At 63.0% G+C, this 12,976-nt stretch carries 16 protein-coding genes; 1 reads left to right on the top strand and 15 read right to left on the bottom strand.

All coding sequences use genetic code 11. The features are described 5' to 3' along the window. From rplP to AC5ZG1_RS32800, 14 genes are all read right to left on the bottom strand, one after another. Nucleotides 1-414, bottom strand: a complete 414-nt coding sequence (gene rplP, locus AC5ZG1_RS32865; protein ID WP_028168157.1) for a 50S ribosomal protein L16 — start codon at nt 412-414, stop codon at nt 1-3. Between the two features lie 30 nt (nt 415-444). After that, a complete protein-coding gene (gene rpsC / locus AC5ZG1_RS32860; RefSeq protein WP_028168158.1) occupies nt 445-1,146 on the bottom strand; it encodes a 30S ribosomal protein S3 in 702 nt (233 codons plus the stop codon). Between the two features lie 20 nt (nt 1,147-1,166). Continuing rightward, nucleotides 1,167-1,553: a 50S ribosomal protein L22 gene (rplV, locus tag AC5ZG1_RS32855; RefSeq protein ID WP_028168159.1), complete on the bottom strand. Its 387-nt coding sequence runs from the start codon at nt 1,551-1,553 to the stop codon at nt 1,167-1,169. A gap of 10 nt (nt 1,554-1,563) precedes the next feature. Continuing rightward, nucleotides 1,564-1,842, bottom strand: coding sequence for a 30S ribosomal protein S19 (gene rpsS, locus AC5ZG1_RS32850; protein WP_027583256.1), 279 nt, complete (start codon nt 1,840-1,842; stop codon nt 1,564-1,566). A 12-nt stretch (nt 1,843-1,854) separates the two neighbouring features. Then, the gene (gene rplB / locus AC5ZG1_RS32845) at nt 1,855-2,688 is read right to left on the bottom strand and encodes a 50S ribosomal protein L2 (RefSeq protein WP_028168160.1); all 834 of its coding nucleotides are present in this window, start codon (nt 2,686-2,688) and stop codon (nt 1,855-1,857) included. Between the two features lie 13 nt (nt 2,689-2,701). Further along, complete coding sequence (locus AC5ZG1_RS32840) at nt 2,702-3,001, bottom strand: 50S ribosomal protein L23 (RefSeq protein WP_028168161.1); 300 nt, start codon at nt 2,999-3,001, stop codon at nt 2,702-2,704. Further along, a complete protein-coding gene (gene rplD, locus AC5ZG1_RS32835; protein WP_028168162.1) occupies nt 2,998-3,618 on the bottom strand; it encodes a 50S ribosomal protein L4 in 621 nt (206 codons plus the stop codon). The genes AC5ZG1_RS32840 and rplD overlap by 4 nt, the downstream gene beginning before the upstream one ends. Nucleotide 3,619: 1 nt before the next feature. Continuing rightward, nucleotides 3,620-4,339, bottom strand: a complete 720-nt coding sequence (gene rplC, locus AC5ZG1_RS32830; RefSeq protein ID WP_130225562.1) for a 50S ribosomal protein L3 — start codon at nt 4,337-4,339, stop codon at nt 3,620-3,622. Nucleotides 4,340-4,393: 54 nt separating this feature from the next. After that, nucleotides 4,394-4,702: a 30S ribosomal protein S10 gene (rpsJ, locus tag AC5ZG1_RS32825; protein WP_002712302.1), complete on the bottom strand. Its 309-nt coding sequence runs from the start codon at nt 4,700-4,702 to the stop codon at nt 4,394-4,396. Nucleotides 4,703-4,785: 83 nt separating this feature from the next. Then, on the bottom strand, nt 4,786-5,976 hold the full coding sequence (gene tuf, locus AC5ZG1_RS32820) for an elongation factor Tu (protein ID WP_028168164.1): 1,191 nt from the start codon (nt 5,974-5,976) through the stop codon (nt 4,786-4,788). 40 nt (nt 5,977-6,016) lie between these two features. Further along, nucleotides 6,017-8,089 (bottom strand): elongation factor G, encoded by a 2,073-nt coding sequence (gene fusA / locus AC5ZG1_RS32815; RefSeq protein WP_028168165.1) that lies wholly within the window; start codon nt 8,087-8,089, stop codon nt 6,017-6,019. Nucleotides 8,090-8,119: 30 nt separating this feature from the next. Then, on the bottom strand, nt 8,120-8,590 hold the full coding sequence (rpsG, locus tag AC5ZG1_RS32810) for a 30S ribosomal protein S7 (RefSeq protein ID WP_028168166.1): 471 nt from the start codon (nt 8,588-8,590) through the stop codon (nt 8,120-8,122). A 15-nt stretch (nt 8,591-8,605) separates the two neighbouring features. Beyond that, nucleotides 8,606-8,977, bottom strand: coding sequence for a 30S ribosomal protein S12 (gene rpsL, locus AC5ZG1_RS32805; RefSeq protein ID WP_028168167.1), 372 nt, complete (start codon nt 8,975-8,977; stop codon nt 8,606-8,608). A gap of 935 nt (nt 8,978-9,912) precedes the next feature. After that, entirely contained in the window at nt 9,913-10,536 is a 624-nt protein-coding gene (locus AC5ZG1_RS32800) for a TetR/AcrR family transcriptional regulator (RefSeq protein WP_496135310.1), read from the bottom strand. A 97-nt stretch (nt 10,537-10,633) separates the two neighbouring features. Here AC5ZG1_RS32800 and AC5ZG1_RS32795 point away from each other — a divergent pair, with 97 nt between their 5' ends. Next, the gene (locus AC5ZG1_RS32795) at nt 10,634-11,641 is read left to right on the top strand and encodes an NAD(P)-dependent oxidoreductase (protein WP_456644962.1); all 1,008 of its coding nucleotides are present in this window, start codon (nt 10,634-10,636) and stop codon (nt 11,639-11,641) included. Nucleotides 11,642-11,684: 43 nt separating this feature from the next. On the opposite strand, the gene AC5ZG1_RS32790 is transcribed toward AC5ZG1_RS32795, so the two are convergent. After that, nucleotides 11,685-12,908 carry a GNAT family N-acetyltransferase gene (locus tag AC5ZG1_RS32790; RefSeq protein ID WP_496135309.1) on the bottom strand — a complete coding sequence of 408 codons (1,224 nt, stop codon included), beginning with the start codon at nt 12,906-12,908 and terminating at the stop codon, nt 11,685-11,687. Between the last annotated feature and the right edge of the window lie 68 nt (nt 12,909-12,976).

Here is a 12,976-nt window from a genome sequence, read left to right as displayed (position 1 = left end):
TTACTCCGCGATGCGCGCGACGAAGCGCGTCTTGATCGGCAGCTTGGCGGCGGCCAAGGTCAGCGCCTCGCGCGCGACCTGGTTGGTGACGCCGTCGATCTCGAACAGCACACGACCGGGCTTGACGCGGGCCACCCACAATTCCGGCGCGCCCTTGCCCGAGCCCATGCGCACTTCGGCGGGCTTCTTCGACACCGGCAAATCAGGGAACACGCGGATCCAGACGCGGCCGGCGCGCTTCATGTGGCGGGTCAGCGCGCGGCGGGCGGCCTCGATCTGGCGCGCAGTGACGCGCTCCGGCTCGAGCGCCTTCAGGCCGAACTGGCCGAAGGACAACGTCGCGCCCGAAGTCGCAACGCCGTGGATCCGGCCCTTATGCGCCTTCCGGAACTTCGTTTTCTTTGGTTGCATCATGGCGTTAAGCCCTCAAACTCTCATTTGCCGTTAGGCGGCGTCGCGGCGCGACCGCGGGCTGCTGTCGCCCTCGGCCATCCGCTTGTCCTGGGCCATCGGATCGTGCTCGAGGATCTCGCCCTTGAAGATCCAGACCTTGACGCCGCAGGTGCCGAAGGTGGTGAATGCGGTGGCAACGCCGTAGTCGACGTCGGCGCGCAGCGTGTGCAGCGGCACCCGGCCCTCGCGGTACCATTCCATGCGCGCGATTTCAGCGCCGCCGAGCCGACCCGAGCAGTTGATGCGGATGCCTTCGGCGCCGAGACGCATCGCCGACTGCACCGCGCGCTTCATGGCGCGGCGGAACGCAACGCGGCGCTCGAGCTGCTGCGCGATCGATTCGGCGACCAGCGTCGCATCGAGCTCCGGCTTGCGGATCTCGACGATGTTGATGACGACGTCGGAAGCCGTGATGTCGGCGACCTTCTTGCGCAGCTTGTCGATGTCCGCGCCCTTCTTGCCGATCACGACGCCCGGACGCGCCGAGTGGATCGTCACCCGGCACTTCTTGTGCGGGCGCTCGATCACGATGCGCGCCACCGCCGCCTGCTTGAGCTCCTTGTGCAGGATCTCGCGGATCTTGACGTCCTCGTGCAGCAGCTTGCCGTATTCGGCCTTGCCGGCGAACCAACGCGAATCCCAGGTCCGGTTGATGCCGAGACGCAGCCCGATCGGATTGATCTTTTGACCCATCTTGTTCTCCCGCGCTTCTCTTAAGCGCTCGCCTCGGCCTCGACCTCACGAACCACGATCGTGAGATGCGAGAACGGTTTGTAGACACGGCCCGAACGGCCACGGCCGCGCGGGGCAAAACGCTTCATGACGAGGCCGTTGCCGACATGCGCCTCTGCGACGACGAGATCGTCGACCTCGAGGTCATGGTTGTTCTCGGCATTGGCAATCGCCGATTCCAGGCACTTCTTGACGTCGACCGCGATCCGCTTGCGCGAGAACTGCAGGTCGGCAAGTGCGGCCGATGCCTTGCGGCCACGGATCATCTGCGCCACCAGGTTGAGCTTCTGCGGGCTGACGCGCAGCATCCGGGCGACGGCCTTGGCCTCATTGTCCGCGAGGACACGTTCGCGCTTTGGTTTGCTCATCGCTTAATCCTCAAGCCCTCTTGGCTTTCTTGTCGCCAGAGTGGCCATGGAAGGTACGGGTCGGCGAGAACTCGCCGAACTTGTGACCCACCATTTCCTCGTTCACCGAAACCGGCACGTGCTTCTGACCGTTGTAGACGCCGAAGGTCAGGCCCACGAACTGCGGCAGGATGGTCGAGCGGCGACTCCAGATCTTGATGACGTCGTGACGGCCGGACGCGCGTGCAGCATCTGCCTTCTTGAGCAGCGATGCCTCGACGAACGGGCCTTTCCAGACTGAACGAACCATGTCCGGCGTTCCTTACTTCTTCCGCTTGTGGCGGCTTAGGAGAATGAATTTGTTGGTCGACTTGTTCGACCGCGTCTTCTTGCCCTTGGTCGGCTTGCCCCACGGGGTCACCGGGTGGCGGCCGCCCGAGGTGCGGCCTTCACCGCCGCCATGTGGATGGTCGATCGGGTTCATGACGACACCGCGGTTGTGCGGGCGCCAGCCGAGCCAGCGGGTACGACCGGCCTTGCCGATCGAGATGTTCATGTGATCCGGATTCGACACCGCGCCAATGGCGCCGCGGCAACGGCCGTGCACCAGGCGCTGTTCGCCCGAGTTCAGGCGGATGATGACGTAGTCCTGGTCACGGCCGACGATCTGGGCATAGGTGCCGGCGGAGCGCGCAAGCTGTCCGCCCTTGCCGATCTTCAGCTCGATGTTGTGGACGATGGTGCCGACCGGCATGTTGCCGAGCGGCATCACATTGCCCGGCTTGACGTCGACATAGCTGCCGGCCACGACCGTGTCGCCCGCGGCGAGCCGCTGCGGCGCCAGGATGTAGGCCTGCTCGCCGTCCTGATACTTGATCAGTGCGATGAAGGCGGTGCGGTTCGGGTCGTATTCCAGCCGCTCGACGATCGCCGGCACGTCCACCTTGTCGCGGCGGAAGTCGACATTGCGATAGGCCTTCTTGTGGCCACCGCCACGGAAGCGCACGGTGATGCGCCCGGTGTTGTTGCGGCCACCGTTCGACTGCTTACCCTCGGTGAGCGCCTTGACCGGCTTGCCCTTGTAGAGCGCCGAACGATCGACCATCACCAGCTGGCGCTGGCCCGGCGTCGTTGGATTATAAGTTTTCAATGCCATCGTCGTTACGCCCTTATAGTCCGGTAGTCACGTCGATGCGGTGGCCCTCTTCCAGGGTCACGATCGCGCGCTTGGTGTCCGACTGCGAGCCGAAATTGCCGCGGAACACCTTGGTCTTGCCCTTGCGCACCAGCGTGTTCACGCTCTTGACCTTGACGTCGAAGAGCTTCTCGACCGCTTCCTTGATCTGCGGCTTGGTGGCCTTGGAAGCGACCTTGAACAGCACCTTGTTGTGCTCCGAGGCGAGCGTCGCCTTTTCGGTCACAACGGGCGCGACGATGACGTCGTAGTGGCGCGGATCGATATTCTTCATTTGAAGCGCGCCTCCAGCGCATCGACGGCCGCCTTGGTCAGGACCAGCTTCTGGCGCCGCAGGATGTCGTAGACGTTGATGCCCTGGATCGGCAGCACGTCGATATTCGGAATGTTGCGGGCCGCGGCCGCGAAACCGTTGTTGAGCTCGGCGCCGTCGATGATCAGCGCATTGGTCAGCCCGAGGCCGGAGAAGTGACCGACCAGCGCCTTGGTCTTGGCTTCCTTGATATCAGCGCTGTCGAGCACGACCAGGCCGCCGTCCTTGGCCTTGGCCGACAGAGCATGCTTGAGCGCCAGCGCACGCACCTTCTTCGGCAGGTCGGTCGCATGCGAGCGAACCACCGGACCGAAGGCGCGGCCGCCGCCACGGAACTGCGGCACGCGCGCCGAGCCGTGACGGGCACCGCCAGTGCCCTTCTGCTTGTACATCTTCTTGCCGGTGCGCCAGATCTCGGCGCGCCCCTTGGCCTTGTGCGTGCCCGCCTGGCGCTTGTTGAGCTGCCACTGCACGCAGCGCTGAATGATGTCCGCGCGCGGCTCGAGGCCGAAAATGGCGTCGGAAAGCTGGACCGAGCCAGCTTCCTTGCCCTCCAGGGTGGTGACTTTCAGTTCCATCTCACGCACCCTCCTGCTCGGCCGGCGCCTCGGCAGCCTGCTCGCCCGCAACCTTGAACTTGCCGGGCTTCGGAGCTTCCTTCGGCAGCGGCTTCTTGATGGCGTCGCGCACCCTGATCCAGCCGCCCTTGGAGCCGGGAACGGCGCCTTCGACCAGGATCAGGCCACGCTCGACATCGGTCTGGACGACGCGAAGGTTGAGCGTGGTGATGCGATCGACACCCATGTGGCCGGGCATCTTCTTGTTCTTCCAGGTCTTGCCGGGATCCTGACGGCCACCGGTCGAACCGATCGAACGGTGCGAGATCGACACGCCGTGGGTGGCGCGCAGACCGCCGAAATTCCAGCGCTTCATGCCGCCGGCAAAGCCCTTACCGATCGAGGTGCCGGTCACGTCGACGAACTGACCGACCACGAAGTGATCGGCTTGGATCTCGGCGCCGACCGGGATCAGCGCATCCTCAGAAACGCGGAATTCCGCGACCTTGCGCTTCGGCTCGACCTTGGCGACGGCGAACTGGCCGCGCTCGGCCTTCGGCATGTAGACGGTCTTGCGCGAGCCCGAGCCGAGCTGCAGCGCGACATAACCGTTCGTTTCAGTGGTGCGGTGGCCCAGCACCTGGCAGTTGCCGAGCTTCAGCACGGTCACGGGGATATGCTCGCCGGCCTCTGTGAAGACCCGCGTCATCCCGACCTTTTGTGCGATCACTCCGGAGCGCATCGGCGTGGTTCCTGTTCTCTTTCGTCCGCTCGCGCGGACTTCAATCCAAAAAACTTAGAGCTTGATCTCGACGTCGACACCGGCGGCCAGATCGAGCTTCATGAGAGCATCGACGGTCTGCGGGGTCGGATCGACAATGTCGAGAAGGCGCTTGTGGGTGCGCATCTCGAACTGTTCGCGGCTCTTCTTGTCGACGTGCGGCGAACGGTTGACGGTGAACTTCTCGATGCGGGTCGGCAGCGGAATGGGACCGCGAACCTGGGCACCGGTACGTTTCGCCGTGTTCACGATCTCGCGGGTCGACGTATCGAGGATACGATGGTCGAACGCCTTGAGACGGATGCGGATATTCTGGCCGTTCATTGCCGTACTTTCTTTGGTGAGTGGCGAGTAGCGAGTAGCGAATAGAAACTCCTATTCGCCACTCGCCATTCCCTGTTCGCTTCTTACTCGAGGATCGAGGCGACGACGCCGGCGCCGACAGTGCGGCCGCCTTCGCGGATCGCGAAGCGCAGCTTCTCCTCCATCGCGATCGGCACGATCAGGTGCACTTCCATCGCAATGTTGTCGCCAGGCATCACCATCTCGGTGCCCTCAGGCAGATGCACGACACCGGTCACGTCGGTGGTGCGGAAGTAGAACTGCGGGCGGTAGTTGGTGAAGAACGGGGTGTGACGGCCGCCCTCTTCCTTGGTGAGGATGTACGCCTCAGCCTTGAACTTGGTGTGCGGCTTGACCGAACCCGGCTTGCACAGCACCTGACCACGCTCCACTTCCTCACGCTTGGTACCGCGGAGCAGCGCACCGATGTTGTCGCCCGCCTGGCCCTGATCGAGCAGCTTGCGGAACATTTCGACGCCGGTGACGGTGGTCTTCTGAGTGTCGCGCAGACCGACGATCTCGATTTCGTCGCCGACCTTGACGATGCCGCGCTCGACACGGCCGGTCACCACGGTGCCGCGGCCCGAGATCGAGAACACGTCTTCGACCGGCATCAGGAACGGCTGGTCGATCGGACGCTCCGGCTGCGGAATGTACTCGTCGACATTGCGCATCAGTTCAAGAACCGCGTCATGGCCGAGCTTCTTGTCGCTGTCTTCCAGAGCGGCCAGCGCCGACCCCTTGACGATCGGGATCTTGTCGCCGGGGAAGTCGTACTTCGAGAGCAGCTCGCGCACTTCGAGCTCGACGAGCTCGAGCAGCTCCGGATCGTCGACCATGTCGCACTTGTTGAGGAACACGACGAGCGCGGGAACGCCGACCTGGCGGGCGAGCAGGATGTGCTCGCGGGTCTGCGGCATCGGGCCGTCGGCAGCCGACACGACGAGGATCGCACCGTCCATCTGAGCGGCGCCGGTGATCATGTTCTTCACGTAGTCGGCGTGGCCGGGGCAGTCGACGTGGGCGTAGTGGCGATTCTGGGTCTCGTACTCGACGTGAGCGGTCGAGATCGTGATGCCGCGCGCCTTCTCTTCCGGCGCCTTGTCGATCTGGTCGTAGGCGGTGAACGTCGCACCGCCGGTTTCCGCCAGGATCTTGGTGATCGCGGCGGTCAGCGAGGTCTTGCCATGGTCGACGTGACCGATGGTGCCGATGTTGCAGTGCGGTTTGTTACGCTCAAATTTTGCTTTGGCCATTTGACTCTCCGTTCAATCGTTAGCTGCCAACCAACGATAATCAGGCAAACTTCTTCTGGACTTCAGCCGACACGTTCGCCGGCGCTTCGGCATAGTGATCGAACTGCATGGTGAAGGTTGCGCGACCCTGGCTCATCGAGCGCAGATTGTTCACGTAACCGAACATGTTCATGAGCGGCACCATCGCATTGATGACGTTGGCGTTGCCGCGCATGTCTTGGCCCTGTATCTGGCCGCGCCGGGAGTTCAGGTCGCCGATGACGGAACCGGTGTAGTCTTCCGGCGTCACCACCTCGACCTTCATGATCGGCTCGAGCAGGACGGACTTGCCCATCTGCAGCGCCTCGCGGAAACAGGCCCGCGTTGCGATTTCGAAGGCCAGAGCCGACGAGTCGACGTCGTGATACTTGCCGTCGATCAGCTGCACCTTGACGTCGACCACCGGGAAGCCGGCGACCACGCCCGAGCCCAGCACGCTCTCGAGGCCCTTCTCGACGCCGGGGATGTATTCCTTCGGCACCGCACCACCGACGATCTTCGATTCGAACTCGTAGCCCTTGCCGGCCTCGTTCGGCTCGACGATCAGCGTCACGGCCGCGAACTGGCCGGTGCCGCCGGTCTGCTTCTTGTGGGTGTAGCTGTGCTCGACCCGCTTGGTCACGCGCTCACGGAACGCCACCTGCGGCGCGCCAATATTGGCATCGACCTTGTAGGTGCGCTTCAGGATGTCGACCTTGATGTCGAGATGCAGTTCGCCCATGCCCTTCAGGATAGTCTGGCCGGACTCGTGGTCGGTCGTCACCCGGAACGACGGATCTTCCGCCGCGAGCTTCGCGAGCGCGACACCGAGCTTTTCCTGGTCGGCCTTCGACTTCGGCTCGATCGCGATCTCGATCACCGGATCCGGGAACTCCATCTTTTCCAGGATCACCGGGTGGTTCGGATCGCACAGCGTGTCGCCGGTGCGCGCTTCCTTGAGGCCCGCCAGCGCGACGATGTCGCCGGCATAGGCTTCCTTGATGTCCTCACGGTTGTTCGCATGCATCAACAGCATGCGCCCGATCCGCTCCTTCTTCTCGCGGGTCGAGTTGATCACGCCGGTGCCGCTCTGCAGGATGCCCGAATAGATGCGGCAGAAGGTGATGGTGCCGACAAACGGGTCGTCCATGATCTTGAACGCGAGCAGCGCCAGCGGCTCCTTGTCGTCAGCCTTGCGAACGACCTCGTTGCCCTTGTCGTCGGTGCCCTTGATCGCGGGCACGTCGAGCGGCGACGGCAGATAGTCGACGACGGCGTCGAGCAGCGGCTGCACACCCTTGTTCTTGAACGCGGAGCCACACAGCACCGGATAGAACGCACCAGTCAGCACGGCCTTGCGGATCAGCCGCTTCAGCGTCGCCTCGTCCGGCTCCTTGCCGTCGAGATAGGCAGCCATGGCGTCGTCATCGAGCTCGACGGCGGCTTCCACCATCTTCTCGCGGTATTCCTTGGCCTGGTCGGCGAGATCCGCCGGAATGTCGACATAGTCGAACTTGGCGCCAAGCGACTCGTCGTTCCAGATGACGCCCTTCATCTTCACGAGGTCGACGAGACCCTTGAAGTTGTTCTCGGCGCCGATCGGGAGCTGGATTGCAATCGGCTTGGCGCCGAGGCGGTCGACGATGTCGGACAGGCACTTGAAGAAGTCGGCACCGGTCTTGTCCATCTTGTTGGCGAAGACGATGCGCGGAACCTTGTACTTGTCACCCTGGCGCCAGACGGTTTCGGTCTGCGGCTCGACGCCCTGGTTGGAATCGAGCACGCACACGGCGCCGTCGAGCACACGCAAGCTGCGCTCAACTTCAATGGTGAAGTCGACGTGGCCGGGAGTGTCGATGATGTTCAGGCGCTTGCCGTTCCAGAACGCGGTGGTCGCAGCCGAGGTGATGGTGATGCCACGCTCCTGCTCCTGCTCCATCCAGTCCATCGTCGCGGCACCTTCGTGCACTTCGCCGATCTTGTGGCTCTTGCCGGTATAATAGAGGATGCGCTCGGTCGTCGTGGTCTTGCCGGCGTCGATATGCGCCATGATACCGAAGTTGCGATAGTCCTCGATGGCATGTTGGCGGGGCATGGGGCTGTTCCTTAAATTCCGTTGTTCGCCTTACCAGCGATAGTGCGAGAAGGCGCGGTTGGCTTCCGCCATCCGGTGCACGTCTTCACGCTTCTTGACGGCGTTCCCCCGATTGTTCGACGCATCAAGCAGCTCCGCCGAGAGCCGCTCCGTCATGGTCTTCTCGTTACGCTCACGCGCGGCCGAAATCAGCCAGCGGATGCCGAGCGCCTGCCGGCGCACCGAGCGGACTTCCACCGGCACCTGATAGGTCGCACCACCGACCCGGCGGGAACGCACCTCGATGGTCGGCATGACGTTCTCAAGCGCCTGCTCGAACACGCCGAGCGGGTTCTGCTTGGTCTTGGCCTCGATCATGGTGAGCGCGCCATAGACGATGTTCTCGGCGACCGACTTCTTGCCGGCGTACATGACCGAGTTCATGAACTTGGTGATGATGATGTTCCCGAACTTCGGGTCCGGAAGCACTTCACGCTTTTCTGCAGAGTGACGACGCGACATCTTACCTGTTCCCGCTTATTTCGGACGCTTGGCGCCGTACTTCGAACGACGCTGCTTACGGTTCTTGACGCCCTGGGTATCCAGCACGCCGCGGAGGATGTGATAGCGCACGCCCGGCAAGTCCTTGACGCGGCCGCCGCGGATCATGACCACCGAGTGCTCCTGAAGGTTATGGCCCTCACCCGGGATGTAACCGATCACCTCGAACCCATTGGTCAGACGCACCTTGGCGACCTTACGAAGCGCCGAGTTCGGCTTCTTCGGGGTCGTCGTGTAGACGCGCGTGCACACGCCGCGCTTCTGCGGCGACTGCTGCAGCGCCGGCACCTTCTTGCGCGACTTCTGCACTTCCCGTGGTTTTGCGATCAGCTGGTTGATCGTCGGCATGTCAGCCTTCACCCTTCAAGTTCGCGCGGAACCTCACTGGCTCCGCAAATTCTTCACGGGAACGAACCGCCCGTCCGGCCGCCTCACACGAAAACCGTTCGCGCAAAACGAAATCGCGCCTACCACTCATTGCTGAGCGGAAAGCGCTTGACGCCACAGAGGACCGCGATCACGACCGATCAGCTCTCGCTGTCCGGCTGAAAACCGAGGTCATGCGTCCGAGTTCACTCTCAAGAGAACGCGCTCAAGAGAACAAAAATCGCCCTGGCATTGCCTAGCTATCATCGACAGCGTTTGAGCGGCATTCGTCGAGGTTGGTGCCCGCCTCAGTCCAGTAGGTCTGATAGGGTGTTCCGTTCCGACGCTGGCGTAGCTCACCGCCTGTCGTTAAGTTCGCGCCTTGTATAAGCGGTAGATAGTGAAGTCAAGCAAAACGACAATACGAGAAACGCCTCTGCTGCATATGGATTTGGCACTTTCGCGCGCTCAGCGCGAGTGAAAATCGCAAAGTCTACTGCCCCACTTTCCGAGCGAGTCGGCCGACTATTTTATCCGGACATAAATAGCCTGAAGCAGCTTTTAGGCGGCTCTCAACCAAAGATTCGCGCAAAATAAGCCTTGTTTGCCATTTCGGGCGCAAAGAACGCGCTTAGCCCCTGCCCTGTACCGCCTTGCGATCATCGGCAGCGAGTGGCCAACTCCACGGCAGCCGCCATGCTTGGCCGGCCGGCATTCGACCATCCCGGTCGATTTGCAGGATGTCTGTCCGCCAGATTTCCGCTTCGAGAAGCTGGCGACGGCGCACCGATCGAGCGATTCGCGCGGACCGATGCAGCTTGCGATCCAACCAAGGCGCGTGCGTTGATATCCACGTCGCCCAAGGTCTGCCGCTCGCGCTGCCGCGACAAGTCAAAAAAAGCTTCACCCCGATCGCGTTACGGTTTCGGCGAGGGTGCGCAAAGTCCGCCTCGAATCAGCGAGGAAAATGCTTCAGCAGCTTCCTCCTCGCTGCAATGACCACCGATCATCATGACCGAGAGCGCTTCGCCCGCCCCGACAAGGCCGACACAGCGCCGTTGCAGTTCATCGGGCGGCAACGTGCTGTGCGGCTCAAGCGCCGATACGAACAGCTGGACGTACCCATCGATCAGCTCCTGGTGCACCGCGCCCATTTCCCCGCTGCCCGACAGCGCCGCGCCCACCGCGTGCCATTCGCCACTCGTATCTGCCGAACAGTGGATATAGGCGGTCGCGAGGACGTCGGCAGTATCCCCCAAGTTCCGCTGAACGCTTCTTAACGCTTCACGCAGGGCATTCGCCTGCTCCCTGTCGAGCGACTTGTAGAGTTCGATCAACAACCCCGATCGTGTGCCGAAGTGTTCGTACGGGATTGGCTTGGAGACTCCGGCACGAGCGGCCAGGTGTCCCAGTGTCAGCCGATCGGCCCCTTCCTCGCGGATAATGACGAGGGCCGTATCGAGCAACTGGCGCCGTCGATCCGCCTTCGAGAGCCGACCGGAAAGCGCCTTATGCGCTTTCGGTCTCAAAGAGTGTTTCACGGTCCGGATCTCCCCCTTGCAGAACCTACCATCAGTAACTTACTAATGGTAACTTACCGACGTTAGGTTATGTTCGCTAGGATTGAGAGGCACCGCAATGTCGCCAGCTCCCATTCTCCTGATCGGCGGCTCCGGCATTGTCGGCCGCTGGACGGCCCGATTCCTGCGCGCCGCCCATCCCGATCAGCCGCTACTGATCGGCGGCCGCGATCTCGCCAAGGCCAAGAAAGCCGCGACCGAAATTGGCGGTGCGGAGGGTGTGGTGCTCGACCTGGCCGTTGATGGCCTTGGACTCGTTGAGCGCCCGGTCAGCGCCGTCGCCGTCCTTTTTACGGACGAAAGGATCGCCGGGCTCCGTTTCGCTCAGTCACGCAGCGTGCCGCACATCAGCATTTCTCCAGGCATTATCGAGATGGGCCCCGAAGTAGCGGCCTACATCCACGACCCGGACGCCGCGCCGGTCGTTCTGGGCACGGAATGGCTCGTGGGCGCGACGACGGTCCCCACGCTCGAATTCGCCAAGGCGTTCGGTCGGGTCCACGACATCGCTATCGGCGCGCTGCTCGATGAGCAGGATGCCTTCGGTCCGGCGGCAGCCGCCGACCTGGAGCGCCAAACGAAGACCATGCCGGCGGCGCTTGCTCGTCGGGACGGCGCCTACCTCTGGCGCGTTGGCGGCGATGCCAAGGCCAAGTTCCGCGCCGTCGACGGCACCCTGATGGAGGCCTCCGCACTGTCCCCCTATGACGTTGTCGGCCTGGCGACCGCGACCGGCGCGCCAAACGTTCAATTCAGTCTCGCGATTGGAGTGAGCTCCACTCGCCGCCGAGGAGAGCCGATGTCGACCGAGATCGTCATCGAACTTGCCGGTGAGGATCAAGCGGGCCGACCGCTCCGCACCCGTCATGCGATTGTCCATCCTGAGGGACAGATGCCGCTGACGGGGCTAGGCGTCGCCATGGTTCTCGAACGGCTCGTCGGACTCGACGGCAATCCGGCAACTCCCCCTGGCCTCTACTTTCCCTATCAGCTCCTCGAGCCCGCAGCCTATTTTGCCCGTCTCGAAAAGATCGGCGGAATGGTCATGACACTGGATGTGTTCTGACGAGTAACGATTCCGTCTTGCCAAGAAGGCTTGCAACGCCTGGTCAATGGCCAAGGCCCTCGACTTCCGCCTGGTGTCGACGGACCCCAGCCTTTGCTGGCGCGCGCAGCGCGGCGCCCGCTTCCTTTTCCGGCTTGCTCGCGGTGCCCTGCGGCGCCTTGGCGGAGGATGTCCGACGACGCTGCCGCAGGCGGTCCCGCAGACGCCGCAGAAAATGGTAGCCGAGCAGCCGGCCCGCCTCCATCCGGTAGCCCAGCGACTTCGTTCCACTGACATCGATGAGCATGTCGAGCATGGTGCGGCGGCCGGCCCATAGCTGCGCCATGAAGCTGTCTTCGGCGGCGCAGGAATTGATCGCCTCGATCTCGGGCTGCGCGAACAGCTGATCGGTCACCTTGTCGACGAGGAGATGCCCGGGTGAATATCGCGCGAACTGGGCATCGTATGCGGTCTTCCAAGTGTAGGCGGCCGCGCCGCCATACATCAGCACCTGCGCAGCCGCGACCTCGCCGTTGACCTGCAGCAAGGCGACGGAGCAGGCTTGGCGGTCGGCCAGATTGTGCACCAACTGCCTGGTGAAGGCGGCATCGCGGGCATCCGATAACACTGCCGTGCCCCGCTCACCCTTCCAACTTGCCTTTTCCATCGCCAGAAACGTCTCGAACGCCTGGCGGACCGCGCCGGGCGACCGGTCGTTGACGACATCGACGGCGCCAAGCGCCGACAGCCTATTCCAGTCCTGACGCAGCTTTTTGCGCGTCGAGCCGCTACGCTTCACGCCGAATTCCTTCGTCACGAAAGGCCGGCTGCTCGTTGCAACGATCAACGGCTCGATGCCGCGCGCGGCCAACCATTTTGACATGGCCGCGTAGCTCGGGCACTCCCCGTCGAACGACGTGAGGCTGAGGACATCGGGCAGCAGCGGGTCTTGTTCGATGGCGGCGAGGAACGCGGGAATGACCTGATCGGCGAAGGCCGGATCGACGACCGGGCTGGAGAGAAAAGCATAAGTGTAGGGCAGCGCTTCCGACACCTTTGGCCACAATCGCACGGCCTGCCGCACCTGTAGCGCCCAGATGCCTACGAGCCTCCGCTGCGAAGCGCCCTGCTCCCAGGCCAGCAGCACGCGGATCCTGGCAAAGTCGGTCGCAACGGCCGCCGCAAGCGCGGCCGGATTCATGAACACGTTCGACGACGCACGCCGCACCAGCTCGTCCCATTGCGGGGCGATGTCCAGCCTGGGTGAATCAATCGTTACCGAGATCATGGAAATCCGCACTCTTCGACCGCGCGCCATCGTGTTTGCGGGACATTGCTTTTCAATTAAGCGGACGC

The organism is Bradyrhizobium sp. Leo78 (assembly GCF_059512425.1).
The sequence above is the reverse complement of the archived record's forward strand: the minus strand, read 5'-3'. Positions and strand labels throughout refer to the sequence as shown.